Annotated in this window: 20 protein-coding genes; 15 read left to right on the forward strand and 5 right to left on the reverse strand. The window is 61.5% G+C overall.

What is annotated here, in order from left to right:
- The first annotated feature begins 161 nt into the window (after positions 1-161).
- The 3 genes from ACP7CZ_RS01705 to ACP7CZ_RS01715 are packed head-to-tail and all read left to right on the forward strand — an operon-like array spanning position 162 to position 5,941.
- Positions 162-3,383 (forward strand): efflux RND transporter permease subunit, encoded by a 3,222-nt coding sequence (locus tag ACP7CZ_RS01705; RefSeq protein WP_294196026.1) that lies wholly within the window; start codon positions 162-164, stop codon positions 3,381-3,383.
- Positions 3,373-4,542 (forward strand): efflux RND transporter periplasmic adaptor subunit, encoded by a 1,170-nt coding sequence (locus ACP7CZ_RS01710; protein ID WP_034127953.1) that lies wholly within the window; start codon positions 3,373-3,375, stop codon positions 4,540-4,542. Before ACP7CZ_RS01705 ends, ACP7CZ_RS01710 begins: the two co-directional genes overlap by 11 nt.
- Positions 4,526-5,941: an efflux transporter outer membrane subunit gene (locus ACP7CZ_RS01715; protein ID WP_294196023.1), complete on the forward strand. Its 1,416-nt coding sequence runs from the start codon at positions 4,526-4,528 to the stop codon at positions 5,939-5,941. Before ACP7CZ_RS01710 ends, ACP7CZ_RS01715 begins: the two co-directional genes overlap by 17 nt.
- Positions 5,942-6,073: 132 nt before the next feature.
- On the opposite strand, the gene ACP7CZ_RS01720 is transcribed toward ACP7CZ_RS01715, so the two are convergent.
- Together ACP7CZ_RS01720 and ACP7CZ_RS01725 are read right to left on the reverse strand one after the other, a co-directional pair.
- Positions 6,074-7,357, reverse strand: coding sequence for a Zn-dependent hydrolase (locus ACP7CZ_RS01720; protein WP_294196021.1), 1,284 nt, complete (start codon positions 7,355-7,357; stop codon positions 6,074-6,076).
- A gap of 145 nt (positions 7,358-7,502) precedes the next feature.
- On the reverse strand, positions 7,503-8,990 hold the full coding sequence (locus tag ACP7CZ_RS01725) for an NCS1 family nucleobase:cation symporter-1 (RefSeq protein WP_181125305.1): 1,488 nt from the start codon (positions 8,988-8,990) through the stop codon (positions 7,503-7,505).
- A 593-nt stretch (positions 8,991-9,583) separates the two neighbouring features.
- Here ACP7CZ_RS01725 and hydA point away from each other — a divergent pair.
- The 3 genes from hydA (at position 9,584) to preA (ending at position 13,770) form a co-directional block, all read left to right on the forward strand.
- Complete coding sequence (gene hydA / locus ACP7CZ_RS01730) at positions 9,584-11,023, forward strand: dihydropyrimidinase (RefSeq protein ID WP_060765159.1); 1,440 nt, start codon at positions 9,584-9,586, stop codon at positions 11,021-11,023.
- A gap of 105 nt (positions 11,024-11,128) precedes the next feature.
- The gene (locus tag ACP7CZ_RS01735) at positions 11,129-12,496 is read left to right on the forward strand and encodes an NAD(P)-dependent oxidoreductase (RefSeq protein WP_197901296.1); all 1,368 of its coding nucleotides are present in this window, start codon (positions 11,129-11,131) and stop codon (positions 12,494-12,496) included.
- Positions 12,496-13,770, forward strand: coding sequence for an NAD-dependent dihydropyrimidine dehydrogenase subunit PreA (preA, locus tag ACP7CZ_RS01740; RefSeq protein ID WP_034127958.1), 1,275 nt, complete (start codon positions 12,496-12,498; stop codon positions 13,768-13,770). The genes ACP7CZ_RS01735 and preA overlap by 1 nt, the downstream gene beginning before the upstream one ends.
- A 124-nt stretch (positions 13,771-13,894) precedes the next feature.
- Here preA and ACP7CZ_RS01745 read toward each other — a convergent pair whose 3' ends face one another.
- Positions 13,895-14,515, reverse strand: a complete 621-nt coding sequence (locus ACP7CZ_RS01745; protein WP_014719000.1) for a TetR/AcrR family transcriptional regulator — start codon at positions 14,513-14,515, stop codon at positions 13,895-13,897.
- Positions 14,516-14,631: 116 nt separating this feature from the next.
- Here ACP7CZ_RS01745 and copC point away from each other — a divergent pair, with 116 nt between their 5' ends.
- The 9 genes from copC (at position 14,632) to ACP7CZ_RS01790 (ending at position 23,238) form a co-directional block, all read left to right on the forward strand.
- The gene (copC, locus tag ACP7CZ_RS01750; protein ID WP_034127959.1) at positions 14,632-14,997 is read left to right on the forward strand and encodes a copper homeostasis periplasmic binding protein CopC; all 366 of its coding nucleotides are present in this window, start codon (positions 14,632-14,634) and stop codon (positions 14,995-14,997) included.
- A gap of 3 nt (positions 14,998-15,000) precedes the next feature.
- Complete coding sequence (gene copD / locus ACP7CZ_RS01755; RefSeq protein WP_197901297.1) at positions 15,001-15,858, forward strand: copper homeostasis membrane protein CopD; 858 nt, start codon at positions 15,001-15,003, stop codon at positions 15,856-15,858.
- A 276-nt stretch (positions 15,859-16,134) separates the two neighbouring features.
- A complete protein-coding gene (locus tag ACP7CZ_RS01760) occupies positions 16,135-17,397 on the forward strand; it encodes an OprD family porin (protein ID WP_294196008.1) in 1,263 nt (420 codons plus the stop codon).
- A 230-nt stretch (positions 17,398-17,627) separates the two neighbouring features.
- Positions 17,628-18,446 (forward strand): NAD-dependent epimerase/dehydratase family protein, encoded by an 819-nt coding sequence (locus ACP7CZ_RS01765; protein WP_294196007.1) that lies wholly within the window; start codon positions 17,628-17,630, stop codon positions 18,444-18,446.
- 26 nt (positions 18,447-18,472) lie between these two features.
- Positions 18,473-19,348: an SMP-30/gluconolactonase/LRE family protein gene (locus tag ACP7CZ_RS01770; RefSeq protein ID WP_054898251.1), complete on the forward strand. Its 876-nt coding sequence runs from the start codon at positions 18,473-18,475 to the stop codon at positions 19,346-19,348.
- A 45-nt stretch (positions 19,349-19,393) separates the two neighbouring features.
- Positions 19,394-20,356, forward strand: a complete 963-nt coding sequence (locus tag ACP7CZ_RS01775; RefSeq protein WP_003192291.1) for a TRAP transporter substrate-binding protein — start codon at positions 19,394-19,396, stop codon at positions 20,354-20,356.
- Positions 20,357-20,421: 65 nt separating this feature from the next.
- Positions 20,422-20,949, forward strand: coding sequence for a TRAP transporter small permease (locus tag ACP7CZ_RS01780; protein ID WP_127880747.1), 528 nt, complete (start codon positions 20,422-20,424; stop codon positions 20,947-20,949).
- A gap of 1 nt (position 20,950) precedes the next feature.
- On the forward strand, positions 20,951-22,231 hold the full coding sequence (locus tag ACP7CZ_RS01785) for a TRAP transporter large permease (protein WP_032903436.1): 1,281 nt from the start codon (positions 20,951-20,953) through the stop codon (positions 22,229-22,231).
- A 146-nt stretch (positions 22,232-22,377) separates the two neighbouring features.
- Positions 22,378-23,238, forward strand: a complete 861-nt coding sequence (locus ACP7CZ_RS01790; RefSeq protein WP_294196002.1) for an aldose 1-epimerase — start codon at positions 22,378-22,380, stop codon at positions 23,236-23,238.
- A gap of 121 nt (positions 23,239-23,359) precedes the next feature.
- Here the strand turns inward: ACP7CZ_RS01790 and ACP7CZ_RS01795 are convergent, their stop codons facing one another.
- Entirely contained in the window at positions 23,360-24,505 is a 1,146-nt protein-coding gene (locus tag ACP7CZ_RS01795) for an HlyD family secretion protein (protein ID WP_054917397.1), read from the reverse strand.
- Positions 24,502-26,145: an MFS transporter gene (locus ACP7CZ_RS01800; protein WP_034127966.1), complete on the reverse strand. Its 1,644-nt coding sequence runs from the start codon at positions 26,143-26,145 to the stop codon at positions 24,502-24,504. The genes ACP7CZ_RS01795 and ACP7CZ_RS01800 overlap by 4 nt, the downstream gene beginning before the upstream one ends.
- Positions 26,146-26,215 lie beyond the last annotated feature (70 nt).

Below are 26,215 nucleotides of genomic sequence, written 5' to 3' on the forward strand. Positions count from 1 at the left end.
TGACAAGCTTGATGAGCCGCCCTTCCTGGAACAAATGAATCCCTATGAAAGTATCTTCAGCCCTTGACTAAAACTTCCTTCACCTGGCTGAAAGGTGCGTGTTAGGTGGGTCGGTCAAGACTGCCGGGGTTTGCAATCCTGCTCTTCTCGGAGACTCACGCATGCTCGGGCTGGTAAAGACCGCACTGCACAAGCCGTACACCTTCATCGTGCTGGCTATATTCATCTGCATCATCGGGCCGATGGCGGCCCTGCGCACGCCCACGGATGTTTTTCCCGATATCGGCATTCCCGTGGTCGCCGTGGTGTGGCAGTACAACGGCCTGTCTCCGGACGCCATGGCCGGCCGGGTGATCTACACCTACGAACGCTCCCTGAGCACCACCGTCAACGACATCGAGCATATCGAGTCGCAATCGTTGCCCGGCATGGGCATCGTCAAGATCTTCTTCCAGCCTGGCGTAGATATCCGTACCGCCAATGCCCAGGTCACGGCGGTGTCACAAACCGTGCTCAAGCAAATGCCACCGGGCATCACACCGCCGCTGATCCTCAACTACAGCGCCTCCACGGTGCCGATCCTGCAAATGGCGTTCTCCAGCCCCAGCCTTTCGGAAGCCAAAATTCGCGACCTGGTGCAGAACAATATCCGCCTGCCCTTGAGCGCCCTGCCCGGCCTGGCCATGCCCACGCCAATGGGTGGCAAGCAACGGCAGATAACCCTCGACCTCGACCCTCAAGCCCTGGCCGCCAAAGGCTTGTCGGCCCAGGACGTGGGCAACGCCCTGGCGCTGCAGAACCAGATCATCCCGGTGGGCACCGCCAAGCTCGGCCCCAACGAATACACGATCCTGCTCAACAACAGCCCCAAGGCGATTGATGAGCTCAACGACTTGCCGATCAAGACCGTCGACGGTGCGCTGATCACCATCGGCCAAGTGGCCCATGTGCGCGACGGTTCACCACCGCAAACCAATATCGTGCGGGTCGACGGCCATCGCGCCGTGCTGATGCCGGCGCTGAAAAACGGCAGCATCTCCACGCTGTCGATCATCGACGGTATCCGGCAGATGCTGCCGCGCATCAACGAAACCTTGCCACCGTCGCTGAAAACCTCGCTGCTGGGCGATGCCTCGGTGTTCGTCAAGCAATCGGTGGGCAGCGTGGCCCAGGAAGGCATCATTGCCGCACTGCTCACCAGTGCGATGATCCTGCTGTTTCTCGGCAGTTGGCGCTCGACCTTGATCATCGCCGCGTCGATTCCCCTGGCAGTGCTGTCGGCCATCGCGCTATTGGCCGTCAGTGGGCAAACCCTCAACGTGATGACATTGGGCGGGCTGGCGTTGGCGGTGGGCATCCTGGTGGACGACGCCACGGTGACCATCGAAAACATCAACTGGCACCTGGAGCAAGGCAAGGCGGTGAAGGCCGCGATTCTCGACGGCGCCGCGCAAATCGTCGGCCCGGCTTTCGTCTCGCTGTTGTGCATCTGCATCGTGTTCGTGCCGATGTTTTTGCTGCAAGGCATCGCCGGTTACCTGTTCCGGCCAATGGCGCTGGCGGTGATCTTTGCCATGGCCAGTTCGTTCATTCTCTCGCGTACCCTGGTGCCGACGCTGGCGATGTATTTGCTCAAACCACATAGGCCGGAGGCAGGCGCGGGGCATCATCCGGAAGATGCATTCATCAATCACCACGAGGGTGAACAGCACGTGAGGCCGCGCAATGCGTTGCTGCAATCGGTGCTGAATTTTCAACAGGGATTCGAACGACACTTTTCCAATATCCGCGACACCTACCATGGCCTGCTGACGCTGGCGCTGGGCGCACGCAAGCGCTTTATTGTCGGGTTCCTGGCCTGCGTACTCGCGTCGTTCCTGCTGTTGCCGAGCCTGGGCCAGGACTTTTTCCCGGCCACCGATGCGGGTGCCTTGGCCCTGCATGTGCGCTTGCCACTGGGCACGCGCATCGAAGAAAGCGCCGCGGCGTTCGACCGCATCGAAGAGCGGATCCGCGAGGTCATCCCGGCCGAAGAACTGGACACCATCGTCGACAATATCGGCATTCCGCTCAGCGGCATCGACATGGCCTACAGCAGCAGCGGCACCATCGGCCCGCAAGATGGCGATATTCAAGTCAGCTTGAAAACGCACCACGCGCCCACCGCCGACTATGTGAAAAAACTGCGTGAAGCCCTGCCGCAAAGTTTCCCCGGCAGCCACTTTGCGTTCCTGCCCGCCGACATCAGCAGCCAGATCCTCAACTTCGGCGCTCCCGCCCCTCTGGACGTCAAAATCTCCGGGCGCAATGACGCGGAAAACCGCGCCTATGCCGTCGAGCTTGAACGGCGCTTGCAACATGTACCGGGGATTGCCGACCTGCGCATCCAGCAGTCCACCGGCTACCCCTCGCTGCAAGTAAACGTGGACCGCATGCGCGCCAATGGCCTGGGCATCACCGAGCGTGACGTCACCAACAGCATGGTCGCCTCCCTCGCCGGCAGCTCGCAAACCGCGCCGACCTTCTGGCTCAACCCGGCCAACGGCGTGTCTTACTCCATCGTCGCCGCCACCCCGCAATACCGCCTCGACAGCCTGCCGTCCCTGGAAGCGCTGCCAGTGACCGGTGCCGATGGGCAGGCGCAAATTCTCGGCGGCGTAGCAACCATCTCCCGGGTACAAAGCCCGGCCGTGGTGACCCACTACAACATCCAGCCGACCCTGGACCTGTACGCCAACGTGCAAGGCCGCGACCTCGGCGGTGTGGCCCGCGATGTGCAAAAGGTGCTGGATGACACTGCGTCCCTGCGCCCCAAAGGCGCGACCATCAGCCTGCACGGGCAGATCGATGCGCTGCATGAGGCGTTCAGTGGTTTGAGCTTCGGACTGCTCGGCGCGGTGGTGCTGATCTACTTGCTGATCGTGGTCAACTTCCAATCATGGGCCGACCCTTTTGTGATCATCACGGCGTTGCCGGCAGCATTGGCGGGCATCGTGTGGATGCTGTTTCTCAGTGGCACCTCGTTGTCGGTGCCAGCACTCACCGGCGCCATCTTGTGCATGGGTGTGGCCACCGCCAACTCGATCCTGGTGGTGAGCTTCTGCCGTGAGCGCCTGGCCGAACATGGCGATGCGTTGAAAGCCGCGCTGGAAGCCGGCTATACGCGCTTTCGCCCGGTGTGCATGACTGCCCTAGCAATGATCATCGGCATGTTGCCCCTGGCCATTTCCGAAGAGCAGAACGCCCCGCTCGGCCGGGCGGTCATCGGTGGCCTGGTCTTCGCCACCATCGCCACTTTGTTGTTTGTTCCCGTGGTCTTCAGCCAGGTCCACGGTCGTCATCCTACTCGCGCAACTGCTGGAGAAACGCCCCATGTCGCCTGATCAAAAACCCTCGCGCAAGCGTCTGATGCTCCTGGGTGTCGGTGGCCTGACGTTGGCTGCCCTGTTAGTCGCCAGCGGCCTGCACGCGCGTACGCTGCACGAGCAGTCGGTCACCGCCTGGACCGAAGCCGCCGCCGTCCCCCAGGTAATGGTGTTCCAACCCAAGCCAAACGCCGGCGGTGACACCCTGCGCCTGCCCGCCCACCTGGACGCATGGAGCAAAGCGGCGATCCATGCGCGTGTCAGCGGCTACTTGAAGGACTGGAAAGTCGACATCGGTGCCCAGGTCAAGGCCGGGCAAATCCTCGCCGAAATCGACAGCCCAGACCTCGACCAACAACTGGCCCAGGCCCATGCCCGCCTGATCCAGCAACAAGCCAATGCACGCCTGGCAGCCACCACGGCGACCCGCTGGCAAAACCTGCTGGCCAGCCATTCGGTATCGCGCCAGGACGCCGATGAGAAAACCTCCAACGCCGCAGCCGCCAAGGCCAACACCGAAGCCGCGGCAGCGGACTACGCACGACTGTGCGCCCTGGAAAGCTACAAGACCCTTCGAGCGCCATTCGCTGGCACCATCACTGCCCGCAACACGGACATCGGCCAGTTGATCAAGGCCGATAACGCCAGCGATCCGGAACTGTTCAACATTGCCGACACCCACCAATTGCGCTTGTACGTGCCGGTGCCGCAGAACTATGCAGCGGTCATTCATACGGGCCTTGAGGCCGAACTGACCGTCCCCGAGCACCCCGGCGAGCACTTCAAGGCACGCCTGATCGGTGACTCCACTGCCATCGACCGCCGCTCTGGCACCCTGCTCGCCCAGTTCGTTGCCGACAACCCCAACGGCGAACTGCTGCCAGGCGATTACGCCGAAGTCACCCTGCCGATTCCGGCCGATACCCATGGCGTGAGCATCCCGGCCAGCGCCTTGATCTTCCGCGCCCAGGGCACCCAGGTTGCGGTACTGGACGGTCGCAACCATGTGCACCTGCAAGACATTCATATTGGCCTGGACCTCGGCGAGCGCCTGGTGATCGACCAAGGCCTGAAGCCTGCTGACCGCATCATCGACAACCCGCCCGACGCCCTGCGCGAAGGCGACCCGGTGCAACTGGCCGACGCCTCGGGAGGTGCGCATGCGCCCAAGGCTTAAGCCGCTGGCGGCACTGATGGTACTGGCGTTGCAGGGTTGCTCGATGGCGCCCACCTATACGGTGCCGTCGATTGACCTGCCCGCCCACTACCGCGAACAAACCAGCGATGGCCTCTGGCACAGCGCGCAACCGTCGGATCAACTGGCGCCCCAGTGGTGGCAGCTTTACAACGATTCGCGCCTGAACGCGCTGCAACAGCAACTGCTCAAGGCCAACCCGGACCTGGCCGCGGCGCTGGCGCATTTCGATGCGTCCCAGGCCTACGCCAGTCAACTGCACGCGGGCCTTTTCCCGCAAATCACCGCCAGCGCGCAACCGCTGCGCCAACGTCAATCGGATTCACGACCGCTACGCGGCACTACACAGCCGTCGGTGTACAACAGCAATACCGCTGGGTTCTCCCTGGGTTACGACCTCGACCTGTGGGGCAGAATCCGCAACCAGGTCGCTGCGGGCGATGCCCAGGCGCAAGCGTCCTTTGATGATCTGGTGGTGGTGCGCCTGAGCCTGCAACAGCAGTTGGCGAGCCTGTATGTGCAGCTCAATGGGCTGGATGCACAGGGCCGAATCCTCAACACGTCGTTGCAGGACTTCAGCCAAGCGTTGCAACTGACCCGCAGCCGTTATGAAGGCCAGATTGCGTCGGAACTGGACCTGACCCGCGCGCAAAACCAACTGGCCGAAGCCAAGGCGCAGCTGGACGAAGTGCGTGGCCAGCGCAACCTCGCCGAGCATGCCATCGGCGAATTGGTGGGCGTGACGGCCAGTGATTTTTCATTGCCGCCCAGCCCGCAGCTAATGGCGTTGCCAAGCATTCCGGCGCAGTTGCCCAGCCACTTGCTGCAGCGTCGTCCAGACATTGCCGCAGCTGAACGTCGTGTGTTTGCGGCCAACGCAACGATCGGCGTGGCCAAGGCGGCGTGGTTCCCGGATTTCAGTTTGACCGGTGTGCTGGGCGGACAGACCCAAGGCGTTGGCAACCTGCTGTCCGCCGGCAACCGGTATTGGGCACTGGGGCCGCTGATGAACCTGCCGATCTTCGATGGCGGACGCTTGAGCGCCGACGAGCGCCAGGCCAAGGCCGAATTCGAGGAAGCCTCGGCACAGTACCGTAGCCACGTATTGAAAGCCGTGCGCGAGGTGGAAGATAACCTCGCGCAACTGCGGGATTTGCAGCAGCAAGCCGAGGACGAACAAGCGGCCGCAGAGGCGGCGCAACATACCCAGGCCTTGGCGATGAACAGCTATCAGGCCGGGGCGGTGAGTTACCTGGACGTGGTCACCGCCCAAACCGCCGCGTTGCAGGCACAGAGAACGTTGCAGGCGGTGCAGACCCGGCAGTTGCAGGCGAGCGTGGGACTTTTGACCGCACTCGGCGGCGGCTGGCAGCCGGGTTAATAGCCACTGATCGACTGATCGTTCCCACGCTCTGCGTGGGAATGCACCCTGTGACGCTCCGCGTCACGATTTCAAGGGCGGACGCAGAGCGTCCTGAGCGGCGTTCCCACGCGGAGCGTGGGAACGATCAGTTCAGGCGGCTAACTTGCCGCTGGCAATGGCCGCTGAAGCGGCCACCATCGCGCGCAACAACACCGCACACCCTGCCGCCAGGTCATCCGGCGCGGCATTTTCGATTTCGTTGTGGCTGATGCCGCCTTCACACGGTACAAAGATCATCCCCGCCGGGCCCAGCTCAGCCACGAAGATCGCGTCGTGCCCTGCCCCGCTGACGATGTCCATGTTCGACAAGCCCAAGCCATTGGCGGCATTGCGCACCGCCTCCACGCAGTCTTTGTCGAAGTACAGCGGCGGGAAGTCCGCCGTGGGCTGCATGTCGAAACTCAAGCCATGTTTGGTGCAGGTGTCCTCGATCACCTGACGCACCTGGGCAATCATCGAGTCCAGCCGTGCCGGTTCCAGATGACGAAAATCCAGGGTCATGCGCACCTCACCGGGAATCACGTTGCGCGATCCCGGATACGCTTGCAGGCACCCCACCGTGCCGCATGCATGCGGCTGATGCGCCAACGCCGCAGCGTTCACGGCGGCCACCACCGCCGCCGCGCCTACCAGGGCATCCTTGCGCAAGTGCATGGGTGTAGGGCCGGCATGGGCTTCAACACCGCGCAGCTTCAGGTCAAACCACTTTTGCCCGAGGGCGCCGAGCACCACGCCGATGGTTTTGTGTTCATCCTCCAGAATCGGCCCTTGTTCGATATGGGCCTCGAAATACGCGCCGACCTTATGCCCGCTGACCGGCCGTGTTCCGGCATAACCAATCGCGTTCAACGCATCCCCCACGCTGACGCCGTCCGTATCGACCTTGGCCAGGGTATCGGCGAGGCTGAACTTCTCGGCAAACACCCCTGAGCCCATCATGCACGGCGGGAAACGCGAGCCTTCTTCGTTGGTCCACACCACCACTTCCAGCGGCGCCTCGGTTTCCACCTTGAGGTCGTTGAGGGTGCGCAGCACTTCCACACCGGCCAGCACGCCGAAGCAACCGTCGAACTTGCCGCCGGTGGGCTGGGTGTCGATATGGCTGCCGGTCATCACCGGGGGCAGGTCGGGATTGCGGCCGGGACGGCGCGCGAAGATATTGCCGATGCCGTCGATGGTCACGGTGCAACCCGCCGCTTCACACCACTGCACGAAGAGATCGCGAGCCTTGCGGTCGAGGTCGGTAAGGGCCAGGCGACACACTCCGCCTTTGGGGGTGGCGCCGAGTTTGGCCAGGTCCATCAGCGACTGCCACAGACGGTCACGGTTGATGTGCTGATGGGTCGATTGCAGAACGTCGAGGGCAGCGTTCATGGGGGTCTCCTCAGGCTACAGGTTCTTATGAATTAACGCGGTCAACTGTGGGAGCTGGCTTGCCTGCGATAGCGGTGTGTCAGCCGACACGGCTTTAACTGATAGTCCGCTATCGCAGGCAAGCCAGCTCCCACCTGAACCGTGTTTACAACGGGGATTTGGCGGTGAGTGGAGTGCTAGCGCGCTTGGCATTGAGCCCGTAATACAACACCCCGCCCAACGCCGAGCCGGTGAACCAGCCGTAGCTGTAGAACCAGCTGAACGCATCGCTGCCCAGCGACAGCAGCGTCAGCACCACCGGTACGCCAAAGGCGATAAAGCCGCTCCAGTTCCAGGCCGGGTACACGTCGTCGCGGTACAGGCCGGCCAGGTCCAACTGTTGTCTGCGGGTGATGAAATAGTCCACCACCATGATCCCGGCAATCGGCCCCAGCAGGCTTGAATAGCCCAGCAGCCAATTGGAATACACGGTTTCCAGGCTGACGTCCGAGACAATCAGCCCGAGTTTTTTCAGCAGTTCGTGGGCCATCAGCGCCAGCCCTACCAGGCCGGTGAGGATCACCGCCGTAGTGCGGTTGATCAGCTTGGGCGCGATGTTCTGGAAGTCGTTGGTGGGCGAGACGATGTTCGCCGCAGTGTTGGTGGACAAGGTGGCGACGATGATCAGCGCCATGGCGATGGCCACCCACACCGGGCTCTGGATATGACCAATCAGGCTCACCGGATCGGAGACGCTCACCCCCACCAGTTTCACCGAGGCGGCGGTCATGACCACGCCGAGGGCGGCGAACAGGAACATGGTCAGCGGCAAGCCGAAGATCTGCCCCAGAATCTGGTCTTTCTGGCTGTTGGCGTAGCGGCTGAAGTCGGGAATGTTCAGTGACAAGGTGGCCCAGAAGCCCACCATCGCCGTAAGCCCCGCCATGAAGTAACCGGTGAGGCTGGCGCCTTCGGGGCGCTTGGGTGGAATAGCCATCAGCTCGCTGAGGGACACGTTCGGCATCGCCCATACCAGCAGACCAACTCCTACGGCGACCAACAGCGGCGCCGACAAGGTTTCCAGGCGCTTGATCGACTCGGCGCCGCGCAGCACCACCCACAGGTTCAAGCACCAGAACAGCATGAAACCGATCACCTCACCGGTACCGCCGAGGGCTTTCCAGCCGTCGAAAATCGAACCCAGGAACAGGTGGATCGCCAGCCCGCCGAACATCGTCTGGATACCAAACCAGCCGCAGGCCACCAGCGCGCGGATCAGGCACGGTACGTTGGAACCGAGGATGCCAAAGGACGAACGCAACAGCACCGGAAACGGAATGCCGTACTTGGTGCCGGGAAACGCGTTGAGGGTCAGCGGGATCAACACCACGATATTGGCCAGTAGGATCGCCATCAGCGCCTCCCCCACCGACAGCCCGAAATACGCCGTGAGCACCCCGCCTAGGGTGTAGGTGGGCACGCAGATCGACATGCCGACCCACAGCGCGGTGATGTGCCATTTGTTCCAGGTGCGCTCGTGCACTTTGGTAGGTGCCATATCGTGGTTGTAGCGAGGGCTGTCGAGGACGTCGGGGCCGGCGTCGAGTTCGTACAGGCCGTTGCGCTCGATGACTTGCGATCTGTTCTGTTGCATGGCCGCTCCACGGTTTTTTTAAAATTATTGTTGCTCACCTGCACGCTAGGTTCAGGTGGCCGGAGTACCGCATCAACAACATGACATCCAGGGTTCCGGCCAACTGCCCGTGCACTCAATAACCGTGCCGACAACCGCCTCTGAACCCGCACCGCTTGTATAACTTGCTGATGTTTATCAGCTTTCCAATTGAGCCTGCGCTACTTGCCGCACGCGTCAGGCTAAACAATACGCAAGTTGCCAGAACCTGCAGGTCTCAAACTGGTGCATCACAATTATTTTTATTTCTCGACGCCGTCAAGCGGCATATCTCAAGCGCCTGATTTGCAATAAGAAATATTGAACAGATCAAGAACCTGTCAAGTGCGTCAAAACAGGGTGGGCGTGCTTCATTTTGGTGAAAATAGTATTTTTAACTTATAAATCAATTAGATAAAAACATTAAAGGCTTGATAAAAATCTTCTTGCTCATTCGAAAAACTCGGGCTAGTTTCTATTCCTGTCACCGATGACAGGAATTAACCGACCCTCGGTACGCAGCATTACAACACTTAGAACTGGCACAAGCCGGTCAAGCCTGTGAGGAACTCGACATGTCGCTGTTGATCCGTGGCGCCACCGTTATTACCCATGATGAAAGTTACCGCGCCGATGTGTTATGCGCAGAGGGTCTCATTCGCGCCATTGGCACGAATCTGGATATTCCCACAGGCTGCGAAATACTCGATGGCAGCGGCCAATACTTGATGCCAGGCGGCATTGACCCCCATACCCATATGCAACTGCCCTTCATGGGCACCGTGGCCAGTGAAGACTTTTTCAGTGGCACGGCGGCAGGCTTGGCCGGTGGTACCACGTCGATCATCGACTTCGTGATTCCCAACCCACAGCAATCGCTGATGGAAGCTTTCCACCAGTGGCGCGGCTGGGCCGAAAAGTCTGCCGCCGACTACGGGTTTCATGTAGCGATCACTTGGTGGAGCGAGCAGGTACGCGAGGAAATGGCCGAGCTGGTCAGCCATCACGGCATCAACAGCTTCAAGCATTTCATGGCCTACAAGAACGCGATCATGGCTGCCGATGACACCTTGGTCGCCAGTTTCGAACGCTGCCTGGAACTCGGCGCGGTGCCCACGGTGCATGCCGAAAATGGCGAGCTGGTGTACCACCTGCAACGCAAGCTGATGGCCCAGGGTATCACCGGGCCGGAGGCCCATCCGCTGTCGCGCCCGTCCCAGGTGGAAGGCGAAGCGGCCAGCCGTGCCATCCGAATTGCTGAGACCATCGGCACGCCGCTGTACCTGGTGCATGTGTCGACGAAGGAAGCCCTGGATGAAATCACCTATGCCCGAGGCAAAGGCCAGGCGGTGTACGGTGAAGTACTCGCCGGCCACCTGTTGCTCGATGACAGCGTGTACCAGCACCCCGACTGGCAGACCGCCGCCGGCTATGTGATGAGCCCGCCATTCCGCCCACGCGGGCACCAAGAGGCGCTGTGGCATGGCCTGCAAGCGGGCAACCTGCACACCACCGCCACCGACCACTGCTGTTTCTGCGCCGAGCAAAAAGCCGCCGGGCGTGACGACTTCAGCAAGATCCCCAACGGTACCGCCGGCATTGAAGACCGCATGGCGCTGCTGTGGCACGAAGGCGTCAATACCGGGCGTCTGTCGATGCAGGAATTTGTCGCGCTGACCTCCACCAACACCGCGAAGATCTTCAACCTCTACCCACGCAAAGGCGCGATACGCGTAGGCGCCGATGCCGACCTGGTGCTATGGGACCCCGAGGGCACGCGGACCATTTCCGCCAAGACCCACCATCAGCAGGTGGACTTCAACATCTTCGAAGGCAAGACCGTGCGCGGCGTGCCCAGCCACACCATCAGCCAGGGCAAGCTGGTGTGGGCCGATGGTGACCTGCGCGCGGAGCGAGGGGCCGGGCGGTATGTGCAGCGGCCGGCGTATCCCTCGGTGTTCGAGCAGTTGAGCAAGCGGGCAGCGCTTTGCAAGCCAGTGGCCGTGAACCGCTGAGTCCAAAAAAAGCGGACGCGGAGCGTCCAGTGAGGCTTTCCCACGCAGAGCGTGGGAACGATCGCCCATCAGAGGCAGCACCTCAATAACCGTGAGGCCAACACCGTGATCCAGACCCTGACCCACCTCCCCCACCCCCGCGAAGACGGGGCCACCCTCGCCAGCCAGTTCACCGACCTGGCACCGCCCCTCAACGCCCGCCAGGCCCAACTGGAAGCCTCGCGCTGCCTGTACTGCTACGACGCGCCTTGTGTGAATGCGTGCCCCAGCGAGATCGATATCCCCTCGTTCATCCGCAATATCCACACCGAAAACGTGCAGGGGGCCGCGCAAAAAATCCTCTCAGCCAACATTCTCGGTGGCAGTTGCGCACGGGTGTGCCCGACGGAAATCCTTTGCCAGCAAGCGTGCGTACGCAATAACGCCGAAGAATGCGCCCCCGTGCTGATCGGCCTGCTGCAACGCTATGCCATCGACAACGCGCACTTCAGCGAACACCCGTTCCAACGCGCCGCGCCCACTGGCAAGCGCATCGCCGTGGTCGGTGCCGGGCCTGCCGGTTTGGCCTGCGCTCACCGCGCCGCCTTGCACGGTCATGACGTGGTGATTTTCGAAGCGCGGGAAAAAGCCGGCGGACTGAATGAATACGGAATCGCCAAATACAAACTGGTGGACGACTTCGCCCAGAAGGAACTGGATTTCCTCCTGCAGATTGGCGGCATCGAGGTTCGCCACGGCCAGCGCCTGGGCGACAACCTGACCTTGAGCGAACTGCACCAGCAATTCGATTCGGTGTTCCTCGGCCTGGGTCTCGCTGCCAGCAAACAGCTGGGCCTGCCCTTTGAGGATGCCCCCGGCCTGCTCGCCGCCACCGACTATATCCGCGAACTGCGCCAGGCCGATGACCTCAGCCAACTGCCCCTGGCCGACCGCTGCATCGTGCTCGGCGCCGGCAACACCGCCATCGACATGGCCGTGCAGATGGCCCGCCTCGGTGCCCGCGATGTCAACCTGGTATACCGCCGTGGCCTGGTCGACATGGGCGCAACCCACCACGAACAGGACATCGCCAAGGCCAATCAAGTACGGCTGTTGACCTGGGCCCAACCCGACGAGGTCCTGCTCGATGACCAAGGCCGCGTACGCGGCATGCGCTTTGCCCGCACCTGCCTGGAAAACGGTCGCCTGCTGCCTACCGGGGAAACCTTCGAACTGGCCGCCGACGCGATCTTCAAGGCGATCGGGCAAGGCTTCGACAACGACGCCCTGCACGATCCGCTGGCCCAGCAACTGCATCGCGTCGGCGAGCGCATCTTCGTCGATGAGCAACTGCGCACCAGCATCCCAGGGGTGTATGCCGGCGGCGATTGCGTCAGCCTCGGCCAGGACCTCACCGTTCAGGCGGTACAACATGGCAAGCGGGCCGCCGAAGCCATGCATGCCCAACTCATGCTGACTGTGGAGGCTGCGTAATGGCCGATCTCTCGATTGTATTCGCCGGTATCAAAGCGCCCAATCCGTTCTGGCTGGCCTCCGCGCCGCCTACCGACAAAGCCTACAACGTGGTGCGCGCCTTCGAGGCCGGCTGGGGTGGCGTCGTGTGGAAAACCCTGGGGGAAGACCCGGCGGCGGTGAACGTGTCGTCGCGTTACTCCGCGCACTATGGCGCCAACCGCGAAGTGCTGGGCATCAACAATATCGAACTGATCACCGACCGTTCCCTGGAGATCAACCTGCGGGAAATCACCCAGGTGAAAAAGGACTGGCCGGACCGCGCACTGATCGTCTCGCTCATGGTGCCTTGTGTCGAAGCGTCCTGGAAAAACATCCTGCCCTTGGTGGAGGCGACCGGCTGCGACGGCATCGAACTGAACTTCGGCTGCCCTCATGGCATGCCCGAACGGGGCATGGGCGCCGCCGTCGGCCAGGTGCCGGAGTACGTGGAGCAAGTGACGCGCTGGTGCAAGACGTATTGTTCGCTGCCGGTGATCGTCAAGCTCACGCCGAACATCACCGACATCCGCGTGGCGGCGCGGGCGGCCTATCGCGGCGGCGCCGATGCGGTGTCGCTGATCAACACCATCAACTCCATCACCAGCGTGGACCTGGAGCGCATGGTCGCCCTGCCAGTGGTCGGTACCCAGAGCACCCATGGCGGTTACTGCGGCTCGGCGGTCAAGCCGATTGCGTTGAACATGGTCGCCGAAATCGCCCGTGACCCACAGACCAACGGCCTGCCGATCTGCGGCATCGGCGGTATCGGCACCTGGCGCGACGCCGCGGAATTCGTCGCCCTGGGCTGCGGCGCGGTGCAGGTGTGCACGGCGGCGATGCTGCATGGGTTTCGCATCGTTGAAGAAATGAAGGATGGCTTGTCGCGCTGGATGGACAGCCAAGGCCATGCCAACCTGCAGGCGTTTTCCGGGCGGGCGGTGGGCAACACCACGGATTGGAAGTACCTGGACATCAACTATCAGGTCATCGCCAAGATAGACCAAGAGGCGTGCATTGGCTGTGGTCGTTGCCATATTGCCTGCGAGGACACCTCGCACCAGGCCATTGCCAGCTTGAAGCAGGCCGATGGCACGCATCTGTATGAGGTGATCGACGATGAGTGCGTGGGCTGCAACCTGTGCCAGATCACTTGCCCGGTGGCCGACTGCATCGAGATGGTGCCGATCGATACCGGCAAGCCGTTTTTGAACTGGACGCAGGACCCGCGCAATCCTTACCGGGAGGCCGTGTAACCCTAGCCCCTCGTTCCCACGCTCCGCGTGGGAACGCATCCTGTGACGCTCCGCGTCACGCCGGCAAGAGCGGACGCGGAGCGTCCAGGGTGGCATTCCCACGCGGAGCGTGGGAACGATCAGCTCAAGGCTCCAACCCAATCCCGCGCAAAATCACACCGGTCACGGTCTGAATGGCCTTCTCGAACTGCCTGTCCGACAACGGCTGGTGATCATTCAGAATCTTCACCTGGTGGTCGAAGTCGGCATAGTGCTGGGTCGAGGCCCAGATCATGTACAGCAAGCTCGAGGGCTCCACCGGCAGGATGCGTTTGTCTTGCACCCATTGGCGAATCTTCGCTTCCTTCATCTTGGCCCAGTCGTACAGGCTTTCATCCAGGGCCTCGCCGAGTGTGGGCGCGCCGTGGATGATTTCATTGGCCCAGACCTTGGAGCCATACGGGCGCGTGCGCGAGCGCTGCATCTTGGCGCGGATGTAGCTGCTGAGCACCACGCGAGGGTCGTCGAAGGTTTCAAAGCTCAGGGCGTCCTGCTTCCACAACTCCAGCAGGTCGAACAGCACCGCGCTGTACAGCTCGCTTTTGGTGGTGAAGTAGTAATGCAGGTTGGAGCGCGGCAGTTGCGCTTCTTCGGCGATGTCTGCCATGGCGGTGCTGCCATAGCCTTTGTTGGCGAAGACCTTCTCCGCCGCCAGCAGGATTTTCTCGACGTTGACCCGACGAATTCCGATCTTGTGATTGCCCATAAGGGCTCCCTGACAACAACACGGCCTAAAGACTACCACCGGCTCTAGATCGGGGCGACAGGCCAAGCCGAAACTTCGTACACTGCCGGCTCCTATCCTCTGATCGGTATTGAACAATGTTGCTCAAGAAGTCCCTGACCGCTGCTGTCCTGTTCACTGCCCTGCTGGGCGCCTCCACGGCGTTTGCCCACGCCCACCTCAAGAGCGCGGAGCCTGCGGCTGACAGCAAAGTCGCCGCACCCAAAGACCTGCGTCTGACCTTCAGCGAAGGCGTCGAAGCCACCTTCACCAAGGTCTCCCTGAGCAAGGACGGCACCGAAATCGCCATCAAGGGCCTGGAAACTCCGGACGCCGACAAGAAGACACTGGTGGTCACGCCTGCCGCTGCGCTGGCAAACGGCACCTATAAAGTCGAATGGCATGCAGTGTCCGTCGACACTCACAAAAGCGAAGGCACTTACAGCTTCAAGGTCGGCCAATAACCCATGGCAACCCTGCTGGTGCTGTGCCGCTTCCTGCACTTTTGCGTCGTGTTGCTAATGTTCGGGGCCTGGGTATTCAGGCCCTGGCTGCTCGGCGCTCATGTGCAGCCGACACTGGACCGGCAATTGCTGCGCATCACCCGTGGCCTGGCCGGCTTGGGGCTGTTCACCGGGGTTGTGTGGTTGCTGTTGATCACCGCCAGCATGGCCGGCAGTTGGGAGTCGGCGCTGCAACCGGCCACGGTGCAGTTGGTGCTGGGCAAGACCTTTTTTGGCCAGGTATGGGCCTGGCATCTGCTGCTGAACCTGCTGCTGGTGATCGTGCTGATCAAGCCCTGGCCGGCCTTGCGCTTGCCGCTGCTCGCCCTGCTGCTGGCGACCCTGGCCCCTGTAGGCCATGGCGCCATGCTCGATGGGCTGAGTGGGCGGTTGCTGATCCTTAACCAGGTAGTGCACCTGCTGTGCGTTGGGGCCTGGCTCGGTGGGTTGCTGGTGTTGGTGCTGATCCTCCGGCAGGCGCAAGACCACCACCTGGAGCCGATTCTGCGTCGCTTCAGTGGTGTGGGATATGGCTTGGTCGGCGGCCTGCTGGTAACCGGTCTGATCAACGTGCGCGTGCTCACCGGGCAACTGTGGCCCACGCCGCTGTTCGAGGGCTTCGCCTTGATCCTGCTGATCAAGGTGGGGCTGGTGCTGGGCATGCTGGGGTTGGCGCTGTTGAACCGGTTGCGTATCAAGCGCTGCGAACAACGCCTGGGCAGTTTGAGAGCCAGTGTGATGATGGAGTGGCTGTTGGGCGTTGCAGCAGTGGCTGCGGTTTCCCTGCTTGGCACCCTGCCGCCGATGGTCATGGCTGGCTGAAAAGTCTTGTGCAGTGCAATCAATGTAGGAGCGAGCTTGCTCGCGAAAAACTCACAGGCGCCGCGTTCATTCAGGAAGCACGCGTTATCGTTGACGTTTTTCGCGAGCAAGCTCGCTCCTACAGGGGGCGACCGTGCCGCTGCGTTGAATCGTTTCACCCAAGTCATCGTATAACTTCCGCTTGACACGCCCTCAAAACCTCGCAAATATCGCGCTCAATGTTGTACGACAACGTATGACAAATAATAAAAACAACAAAACAAAGGGAGCCTCACTGTGAGTCAATCCGCCCGTCATTCCTGCACTCGCCTGGGCCTTCTCGGCCTCGGCAGCCTGGCCGTCACTCTGCCGCTGGGTGCCAACGCCGAAGGCTTTATCGACGACGCCAAGGCCACGCTCAACCTGCGTAATGCCTACTTCAATCGCAACTTCACCAACCCGACCAACCCCCAGGGCAAGGCCGAAGAGTGGGCGCAGAATTTTATCCTTGATGCCAAGTCCGGCTTTACCCAGGGCACGGTCGGTTTCGGGATTGACGTGCTGGGCCTGTATTCGCAAAAGCTTGATGGCGGCAAAGGCACCGCCGGCACCCAACTGTTGCCGGTGCATGACGATGGCCGCCCCGCCGACAATTTCGGGCGCCTGGGTGTCGCGCTGAAAACCAGGCTGTCGAAGACCGAGTTGAAGGTTGGCGAATGGATGCCGGTGCTGCCGATCTTGCGTTCCGATGATGGCCGCTCCCTGCCCCAGACCTTTCGTGGCGGCCAGGTCACCTCCAATGAAATCGCCGGCCTGACGCTCTACGGTGGCCAGTTTCGCGGCAACAGCCCGCGCAACGACGCGAGCATGGAAGACATGTTCATGAACGGCAAAGCCGCGTTCACTTCGGACCGTTTCAACTTCGGCGGCGGCGAATACACTTTCAACGACAAACGTACCCAGGTCGGCCTGTGGTACGCCGAACTGACTGATATCTACCAACAGCAGTACCTCAACCTCACCCACAGCCAGCCGCTGGGAGACTGGACCCTGGGCGCCAACCTCGGGTTCTTCAACGGCAAGGAAGACGGCAGCGCCCTGGCCGGCGACCTCGATAACAAGACCCTGTTCGCCCTGCTCTCGGCCAGATACAACGGCCATACCTTCTATGTTGGCCTGCAAAAACTCAGCGGCGACAGCGCCTGGATGCGCATCAACGGCACCAGCGGCGGCACTCTGGCCAACGACAGCTACAACGCCAGCTACGACAACGCCAAGGAAAAGTCCTGGCAGGTGCGCCACGACTTCAACTTTGTGGTGCTCGGCGTTCCAGGGCTGACCCTGATGAACCGCTATATCAGCGGCAGCAATGTACACACCGGGGCGATCACCGACGGCAAGGAGTGGGGGCGTGAGTCGGAGTTGGCCTACACGGTGCAGAGCGGTGCGCTGAAGAACCTCAATGTGAAGTGGCGCAACTCGACCATGCGTCGGGATTTCAGCAATAACGAGTTCGATGAGAACCGGATTTTTATCAGCTATCCGATTTCGTTGTTGTAGTTGCAAAGGCAAATCCGATCTCTAAGGTGCCACTTATCCATGTGGGAGCTGGCTTGCCTGCGATAGCGGTGGGTCAGTTACCACATCCTTTTCAGACTCACCGCTATCGCAGGCAAGCCAGCTCCCACCTTTGATCTCATGTGCCTGGAAGGACGTTGACAACACCAGGAATCCCTAACACTATTTCCCCATAGTCATACGACAACCTACAACAAAAATCTGGAAGGCCCATGACCACCACCACCCCCGCTCCCTTCAACCGTCTGTTGCTCACTGGTGCCGCCGGCGGCCTGGGCAAAGTCCTGCGTGAACGCATGCGTCCTTATGCCCAGGTGCTGCGCCTTTCGGATATCGCTGAAATGGCCCCCGCCACTGACGCTCGCGAAGAGGTACACACCTGCGACCTGGCCGACAAACACGCCGTGCATCAGTTGGTAGAGGGCGTCGACGCCATCCTGCACTTTGGCGGCGTTTCGGTGGAGCGCTCGTTCGAAGAGGTGCTGGGCGCGAACATCAGCGGCATTTTCCATATCTACGAAGCGGCCCGCCGCCACGGGGTCAAGCGGGTGATCTTCGCCAGCTCCAATCACGTGATCGGTTTCTACAAACAGGGCGAGCAACTCGACGCCCATTCCCCGCGCCGCCCGGACAGTTACTACGGCCTGTCCAAGTCCTACGGCGAAGACATGGCCAGTTTCTACTTCGACCGTTATGGCATCGAGACCGTGAGCATCCGTATCGGCTCCTCGTTCCCGCAACCGCAGAACCGCCGGATGATGCACACCTGGCTGAGTTTCGACGACCTGACCCAACTGCTCGAACGCGCGCTGTACACGCCCAACGTCGGCCATACCGTGGTGTACGGCATGTCGGCCAACCTCGACACCTGGTGGGACAACCGCTACGCCGCGCACCTGGGCTTTGCCCCCAAAGACAGCTCCGAAGTGTTCCGCGCCCAGGTCGAAACCCAACCGCCCATGGCCGCCGATGACCCGGCCAAGGTCTACCAGGGCGGTGCGTTCTGCGCGGCGGGGCCGTTCGGTGACTGAGTGCCCCGCAACCCAAGGGAATGACCATGACTGCTGAACTGATTGTCGATGCCCGCAATGCGGTGGGCGAATGCCCGGTGTGGGTGCCCGAAGAAAACGCCCTGTATTGGGTAGATATCCCCAACGGCGGCCTGCAACGCTGGAACGCCGCCACCGGCCATCTGGCGGCGTGGAAAGCCCCAGAGATGCTCGCCTGTATTGCGCGCACCCAGGCAGGCAATTGGGTCGCTGGCATGCAAACCGGCTTCTTCCAACTCACGCCCCACCACGACGGCAGCCTCGACACCGTGCCGCTGGCCAGCATCGAGCATTCGCGCAAGGACATGCGTTTGAACGATGGCCGCTGCGATCGCCAGGGCCGTTTCTGGGCCGGCAGCATGGTGCTGGACATGGGCTTGAATGCCGCCGAAGGCGTCCTTTATCGCTATGGGTCCGGGGCTGCGCCCCACGCGCTACTGGAGGGGTTCATCACCCTCAACGGCCTGGCCTTCAGCCCCGATGGTCGCACGATGTACGCTTCCGATTCGCACCCGAAGGTACAAAAGGTCTGGGCGTTCGACTACGACATCGAGACCGGCACGCCGTCCAATCGCCGCCTGTTCATTGATATGAACGACTTCCCCGGGCGTCCCGACGGTGCAGCCGTGGACGCCGAGGGCGGATACTGGATATGCGCCAACGACGCCGGGTTGGTTCACCGTTTCACCCCGGACGGTCGCCTGGACCGCTCCCTGAGCGTGCCCGTGAAAAAACCCACCATGTGCGCCTTCGGTGGCAGCCGCCTGGACACTCTGTACGTCACCTCCATCCGCGACGACCCGAGTGAACAGTCGCTGTCTGGTGGCGTGTTCGCCCTCAACCCCGGCGTCCAAGGACTGCCCGAACCCCGCTTCATCGTTTAATCGCTGTGCCTTGAATACAACAATAACAAGACAGGAGTGACTTCCATGGACTTCAAACGCACCTTGCTCGCCGCTGCAATCTTCACCCTCAGCAGCGCAGCCCACGCGCTGGAAATCAAGTTCGCCGACATCCACCCCGCTGGCTACCCCACCGTTGTCGCAGAAGAAAACATGGGCAAGGCCCTGACCAAGGCGAGCAACGGCGAGCTGACCTTCAAGTATTTCCCCGGCGGTGTGCTGGGCTCCGAGAAGGAAGTGGTCGAACAGGCCCAGGTCGGCGCCGTGCAAATGACCCGCGTCAGCCTCGGCATCGTCGGCCCGGTGGTGCCGGACGTGAACGTGTTCAACCTGCCGTTCGTATTCCGCGACCAGGCGCATATGCGCAAGGTCATCGATGGCGAGATTGGCGACGAGATCCTCGCCAAGATCACCAACTCCGAGTTCGGCCTGGTGGCCCTGGCCTGGATGGATGGCGGCACGCGCAATCTCTATACCAAGAAACCGGTGCGCAAGATCGAAGACCTCAAGGGCATGAAGATCCGCGTGCAAGGCAACCCGATTTTCATCGAAGCCTTCAACGCCATGGGCGCCAACGGCATTGCCATGGACACCGGCGAGATCTTCAGCGCCCTGCAGACCGGGGTCATCGACGGCGCGGAAAACAACCCGCCGACCTTGCTGGAACACAACCACTTCCAGAACGCCAAGTACTACACCCTCACCGAACACCTGATCCTGCCTGAACCCATCGTGATGTCGAAAATCACCTGGAACAAGCTCGACCCCGCCCAGCAGGACATGGTCAAGGCCGCCGCCAAGGCCGCCCAGGCTGATGAGCGCGTGCTCTGGGACGCCAAGTCCGCCAGCAGTGAAGAGAAACTCAAGAAGGCCGGCGTGGAGTTCATCACTGTCGACAAAAAGCCCTTCTATGAGGCCACTGCGGCGGTGCGTGCCAAATACGGTGCGCCGTATGCGGACATGATCAAGCGCATCGACGCGGTTCAATAACCTCCCCTGCCCCTGCATAAGGCCCGGCGCGGTCGGCATCGACGCGCCCGGTCACGGTGAACGCCATGAAGACTTTACTGCTGCGCTTCAATGACCGCCTTTACATGACCTGCATCTGGGTAGCCGGTCTTTCCGTCCTGGGGGTCGCCTTGATCATTCCCTGGGGTATCTTCACCCGCTACGCCCTCGGCACCGGTTCCAGCTGGCCGGAGCCCACCGCCATCCTGCTGATGCTGGTGTTCACCTTTATCGGCGCCGCTGCCAGTTATCGTGCCGGTGCGCACATGTCGGTAGCGATGATCACTGACCGCTTGCCGCCTGCCCAACGCCGCCTCGTCGGCATCCTCTCGCAACTGCTGATGGGCACCATCTGCGTGTTCATGACGATTTGGGGCACCAAGCTGTGCCTGTCCACCTGGAACCAATTCATGAGCGCCATCCCTACCCTGCGCGTGGGCATCACCTATATGCCGATCCCCATTGGCGGCGTGCTGACCCTGGTGTTCGTGGTCGAAAAGCTGCTGCTCGGTGATCAGAGCAACCGCAAGGTGGTGCGTTTCGACCTGGTTGAAGAAAACGAAGGGGCCGCCTGATATGGACGCATTGATTCTCTTGGGCAGCTTTGTTGTATTGATTCTGATCGGCATGCCGGTGGCCTATGCATTGGGGCTGTCGGCGCTGATTGGCGCGTGGTGGATCGATATCCCGTTCCAGGCCCTGATGATTCAGATTGCCGGTGGGGTGAACAAGTTTTCGCTGATGGCGATTCCGTTCTTCGTGCTGGCCGGGGCGATCATGGCCGAGGGCGGTATGTCGCGGCGCCTGGTGGCCTTTGCCGGGGTGCTGGTGGGCTTTGTGCGTGGCGGGTTGTCCCTGGTCAACATCATGGCTTCGACGTTTTTTGGCGCGATTTCCGGCTCATCCGTGGCCGATACCGCCTCGGTCGGTTCGGTGCTGATTCCGGAAATGGAACGGCGGGGTTATCCGCGCGAATTCGCCACCGCCGTGACCGTCAGCGGTTCGGTGCAGGCGCTGCTGACGCCGCCCAGCCATAACTCGGTGCTGTACTCCCTGGCGGCAGGCGGCACCGTCTCCATCGCCTCGCTGTTCATGGCCGGTGTGGTGCCGGGCCTGTTAATGAGCGCGTGCCTGATGGTGCTCTGCCTGATCTTCGCGAAAAAGCGCGACTACCCCAAAGGCGAAGTCATCCCCTTGAAGCAGGCGCTGAAGATCGCCGCCGATGCGCTCTGGGGCTTGATGGCCATGGTGATCATCCTGGGCGGCATCCTCTCGGGCATCTTCACCGCCACCGAGTCGGCGGCGATTGCGGTGTTGTGGGCATTCTTCGTGACCATGTTCATCTACCGCGACTACAAATGGCGCGAGCTGCCCAAGCTGATGCATCGCACGGTGCGCACCATTTCCATCGTGATGATCCTGATCGCTTTCGCCGCCAGCTTCGGCTACATCATGACCCTGATGCAGATCCCGGCGAAGATCACCACGCTGTTCCTGACCCTGTCGGACAACCGCTACGTGATCCTGATGTGCATCAACGTCATGCTGTTGTTGCTCGGCACGGTGATGGACATGGCGCCGCTGATTCTGATCCTCACGCCTATCCTGATGCCGGTGATCCTGGGCATCGGCGTCGACCCGGTCCACTTCGGCATGATCATGCTGGTGAACCTGGGTATCGGCCTGATTACCCCGCCGGTGGGCGCGGTGCTGTTCGTCGGCGCGGCGGTGGGCAAGACCAGTATCGAGAAAACCGTAAAGGCCCTGCTGCCGTTTTATGCGGTGTTGTTCTTGGTGCTGATTGCGGTGACCTACGTTCCGGCGTTGTCGCTGTGGTTGCCCCACTTGGTGCTGTAAAGGCAAACCAATGTGGGAGCTGGCTTGCCTGCGATAGCGATCTGTCAGTCAACGCATTCATGACTGATACACCGCTATCGCCAGGCAAGCCAGCTCCCACAGTTGAATCCTCAGTGTTTGTTTTGACTTCACTAGGCAGGTCAATCGTGATTGAGCTTACAGATCAATTCACCCATCTGGTGCTCGCCCCCGCCATCGGCGGCAGCCTCGTCAACTGGACGGTACGCGACACCGGGCAACCGCTATTGCGGCACAGCGACGAGCACGCGATCAATACCGGGCTGCCGGGCAAGCTGGGCTGCTATCCATTAGCGCCCTGGTCCAACCGCATCGCCCACGGCGGCTTCGACAACCCCGATGGCTGGCTGGCACTGGCACCCAATAGCCTCACTGACCCGTTTCCGATTCACGGTTCGGCCTGGCAGCAGGCATGGCAGGTGACAAGCCAGTCAGAACATGAAGTGGTGTTGGAGCTGCGCTGCGAAACGCCCTTCGCCTATCACGCCCGCCAGCGGTTTCGCTTGAACAACGGTGAGTTGAATATCCAATTGTGTGTAACTCACTTGGCCGAGCAACCCGCCTGGCATGGGCTGGGCTTGCATCCGTACTTGCCGCGCCGGCCGGGTACGCGGCTGCAGGCCAAGGCTAGGCAAGTGTGGATGAGTGATGCAGCCAAGCTGCCCACGAGGCTGGAACCTGTTACCGAAGCCTGGGATTTCCGGCAACTCAAAGGATTGCCAGAGGGGCTGGTGGACAACGGCTTTTGCGGCTGGGATGGGCACTGCGTGATCGAACAACCGGAGCTTGGCTACTGCCTCGAATGCCAGGCCAGCGGCGCCGATTACTTCCTGCTGTACTGCCCGCCGGGGTTGGAGTTTTTCTGCATCGAGCCGGTGAGCCATCCGGTGAATGCCCATCACCTGGCGGGCAAGCCTGGCCTTAAGCTGCTGGAGCAAGGCCAGTCAACCCACCTGGCATTCAACCTGAAATGCACTCCAAATGCCTGAACTGTAGGAGCGAGCTTGCTCGCGAAAAACTCACAGGCGCCGCGTTCATTCAGAAAACACGCGTTATTGTTGACGTTTTTCGCGAGCAAGCTCGCTCCTACAGTCAGAGGATGCGTCAACGTCAGGGTGGGCTGTTTTTCAGGCGCCCTGCCGTATCGATACTCACCACCACCGACAACCCCGGCCGCAAGCGCTCACTCTCGGCCTGGTCCGGGTCCACGATGATGCGCACCGGCACCCGCTGGGCGATCTTGACGAAGTTGCCGGTGGCGTTGTCCGCCTGCAACAGGCTGAACTCGGAACCGGTGGCCGGGGAAATATGCTGCACCGTGCCATGGAATTTGCGGTGGTTCAGCGCATCCACGGTGAACGTCACCGGCTGGCCGACCTGCACATTGTCCATCTGGGTTTCTTTCATATTGGCAATCACCCACAACTGCTTGGGCACCAGCGCCATCAGTTGCGCGCCGGAATTGACGTAGGCGCCGAGGCGCACGCCGATCTGCCCGAGCTGACCATCCCGTGGCGCCGTGATGCGTGTATTGGACAGGTCAATGCGCGCCAACTCCACCGCCGCCTCGGCACTCGCGACAGCTGCCTCCAGGGAGCCGCGGTTGACGATTACCGTCTGCAAATCCTGGCGGGCGATTTCCAGGCTGGCCTGGGCCTGGGCCACGGCAGCGATGGTCTGTGCGTTGGCCGCACGGGTCACGTCCAGTTCGCGTTTGGACACCGAACCGTCACTGATCAGTTCTTCATTGCGGCGCAAATCCGCAGTGCTCTTGCGTGCCTGGGCCTGACTGTCGACCAGCGCGGCCTGGCGCAGCTTGATGGTCGCTTCGGCGCTGTTGCGTTGCTGCACCACGTTGGCCAACGAGGCCTTCTGCACCGCCAGTTGCGCCAGGGCCTGGTCGAGGCGTTGCTTGTAGATACGGTCATCCAGGCGCACCAGCAGGTCGCCGGTCTTGACGTACTGGAAGTCCTGCACCGGCACTTCGAACACATAGCCGCTGAGCTGCGGGCCGATAATCGTCACCTGCCCACGCACCAAAGCGTTCTCGGTGGTTTCCACCGCACTGCTGAACGGCGGCAGTTGCCAGGCGTACAGCACGATCAGCACACCGATGATGGCGATGGCGGCAAAGCCCAGGGACGAGATGATGCGCACGCGCAAGGGCCGCAATTGGGTAGGCACTGCGCCCGGGGGCGTGCTGCCTTCCGGCGTGGCGGCGATGGCGGTCGTGGTGGTGGTTGAAGGTTCAGTCATGAAGTTGCGCCGCTGGGTTGAACAGGAGGAATTGCCTTGGTGGTGCTCATCAACCACAGACTGCGGGTGAAGATCCACAGCATGGTCAGGATCGCGATAATCGCGATCAGCATGAAGACATCGTTGTAAGCCATGACGTTCGCCTCGCGGGTGGCCGCCGTGGCCAGGCTGCGGATGCCCATGAGGTTACGCAGTTCCGGGTCAGCGACGATCTTGCCATAGGCCGCCCCACCACTCTGCACCCGCGCCGCCACAAGCGGGTCAATCAGGGTCAGGTGCTCGACGATCATGCTCGAATGGTACTTCTCGCGCACGATCTGGAAAGTGCCCAGCAACGCCGCACCGATCAGGCCGCCAAGGTTCTGGCAGATTCCGAACATCACCGAGAAGCTCACCAGGTTGCGCGGGTTGGTCAGTACGTTTTTGGTGCCCAGCACCATGGTCGGCCCCAGGAAGAACGTACCGCCGAAGCCTAGCAGGAACTGGCTGATATAGAGGTTCTGCGGGCGGGTCAGGTTGCTGGAAAAACTGTCCATCACCGAACCTGTCGCCATCAGCGCCAGGGAAATGATCAGCGGCATCAGCAAATGCGCCGGGTTGATCGTCAGCGCGCTGACCACCAGCCCGGCAATCGCCCCGGCCAGCATCACCACGTACAGGGTGTGCATCTGCTGGTAGCTCATGTTCAACATCTGCATGAACCCCACCGCACCGGTGGATTGCTCGGACAGCACCATGCGAATCAGCACCACCGCCAACGCCAGGCGGATCATCACGCCGCTGCCCAGCCAGCGCGTCATCAGCATCGGGTTGCTGCGGTTATGCTCGATGGCGAGCCCCGCCATGATCAGCACCAGGGAACAGGCGGAGGCCACGCCGATCCACGGCGCTTCCAGCCACCAATCGATGCGCCCAAGGGACAGCACCGCACAGAGCAACGCCACGCCGCTGGCGAGGATGGCGAAGGTGAGGAAGTCGAGTTTTTCAAAGGTCTTGAAGCGATCGCCCGGCGGCAGCTTGAGCAGGAACACGCAGCCCAGGCAGATCAGCGCCAGGCCCAGTTCGAACAAATACAGCCCGCGCCATTCAGCGATTTGCAGCAAGTCTTCGGAAAACAGCCGCGCCAGGGGCAGCGCCAACTGCGCGGTACCCAGCCCCAACACCAAAGCTTTCAAACGCCACTTGGCCGGGAAGGCCTGGATCATGTAGTACAAGCCCAACGAACTCAGCGCCGCACCCACCATGCCATGGGCGGCCCGTACCGCAATCGCCGAACTGAGGTCATTGACGAACAAGTGGCCGAAGGTCACCAGCGCGTAGAGCACCAGGAACACCTCGGTAAACGCGCGCAGGCCGAACTGTTGGCGAAACTTTACCAGCAGCAGGTTCATGCACACGTTGGTCATTACATAGGCGGCGGGCAGCCAGGCCATTTCCGCGGTGGTCGCGCCCAGGGCGCCTTGCAGGTATTGCAGGTTGGCGATGACCAGGGCGTTACCCAAGCCGCCGGTGATTGCCACCAGCACGCCGACCAGCGCGAAAAGCCAGCGCTTACGCGTAGGATGCAGCGGCGTCGACGGCGAGCCAGGCAGGCTCGGCCGCTCGTGGGGTTGCCAGGTGTGGGGGGTGTATTTATCCATTCGGTGACCTTGGTAAGCCGGGGTGCAAGGCCGGTGAATCCGTTACACAGAGGAACAGTAACCTGAGAGG

It is taken from the genome of Pseudomonas sp. DWP2-2, from assembly GCF_049897065.1.
GTDB classification, from domain to species: domain Bacteria; phylum Pseudomonadota; class Gammaproteobacteria; order Pseudomonadales; family Pseudomonadaceae; genus Aquipseudomonas; species Aquipseudomonas paracarnis.

Excerpts from the sequence above, each read along its gene's own strand:
- ACP7CZ_RS01705 (WP_294196026.1), top strand. The coding sequence starts at position 162 with ATGCTCGGGCTGGTAAAGACCGCACTGCACAAGCCGTACACCTTCATC.
- ACP7CZ_RS01710 (WP_034127953.1), top strand. The coding sequence starts at position 3,373 with ATGTCGCCTGATCAAAAACCCTCGCGCAAGCGTCTGATGCTCCTGGGT.
- ACP7CZ_RS01715 (WP_294196023.1), top strand. The coding sequence starts at position 4,526 with ATGCGCCCAAGGCTTAAGCCGCTGGCGGCACTGATGGTACTGGCGTTG.
- ACP7CZ_RS01720 (WP_294196021.1), bottom strand. The coding sequence starts at position 7,357 with ATGAACGCTGCCCTCGACGTTCTGCAATCGACCCATCAGCACATCAAC.
- ACP7CZ_RS01725 (WP_181125305.1), bottom strand. The coding sequence starts at position 8,990 with ATGCAACAGAACAGATCGCAAGTCATCGAGCGCAACGGCCTGTACGAA.
- hydA (WP_060765159.1), top strand. The coding sequence starts at position 9,584 with ATGTCGCTGTTGATCCGTGGCGCCACCGTTATTACCCATGATGAAAGT.
- preA (WP_034127958.1), top strand. The coding sequence starts at position 12,496 with ATGGCCGATCTCTCGATTGTATTCGCCGGTATCAAAGCGCCCAATCCG.
- ACP7CZ_RS01745 (WP_014719000.1), bottom strand. The coding sequence starts at position 14,515 with ATGGGCAATCACAAGATCGGAATTCGTCGGGTCAACGTCGAGAAAATC.
- copC (WP_034127959.1), top strand. The coding sequence starts at position 14,632 with ATGTTGCTCAAGAAGTCCCTGACCGCTGCTGTCCTGTTCACTGCCCTG.
- copD (WP_197901297.1), top strand. The coding sequence starts at position 15,001 with ATGGCAACCCTGCTGGTGCTGTGCCGCTTCCTGCACTTTTGCGTCGTG.
- ACP7CZ_RS01765 (WP_294196007.1), top strand. The coding sequence starts at position 17,628 with ATGACCACCACCACCCCCGCTCCCTTCAACCGTCTGTTGCTCACTGGT.
- ACP7CZ_RS01770 (WP_054898251.1), top strand. The coding sequence starts at position 18,473 with ATGACTGCTGAACTGATTGTCGATGCCCGCAATGCGGTGGGCGAATGC.
- ACP7CZ_RS01775 (WP_003192291.1), top strand. The coding sequence starts at position 19,394 with ATGGACTTCAAACGCACCTTGCTCGCCGCTGCAATCTTCACCCTCAGC.
- ACP7CZ_RS01780 (WP_127880747.1), top strand. The coding sequence starts at position 20,422 with ATGAAGACTTTACTGCTGCGCTTCAATGACCGCCTTTACATGACCTGC.
- ACP7CZ_RS01785 (WP_032903436.1), top strand. The coding sequence starts at position 20,951 with ATGGACGCATTGATTCTCTTGGGCAGCTTTGTTGTATTGATTCTGATC.
- ACP7CZ_RS01795 (WP_054917397.1), bottom strand. The coding sequence starts at position 24,505 with ATGACTGAACCTTCAACCACCACCACGACCGCCATCGCCGCCACGCCG.
- ACP7CZ_RS01800 (WP_034127966.1), bottom strand. The coding sequence starts at position 26,145 with ATGGATAAATACACCCCCCACACCTGGCAACCCCACGAGCGGCCGAGC.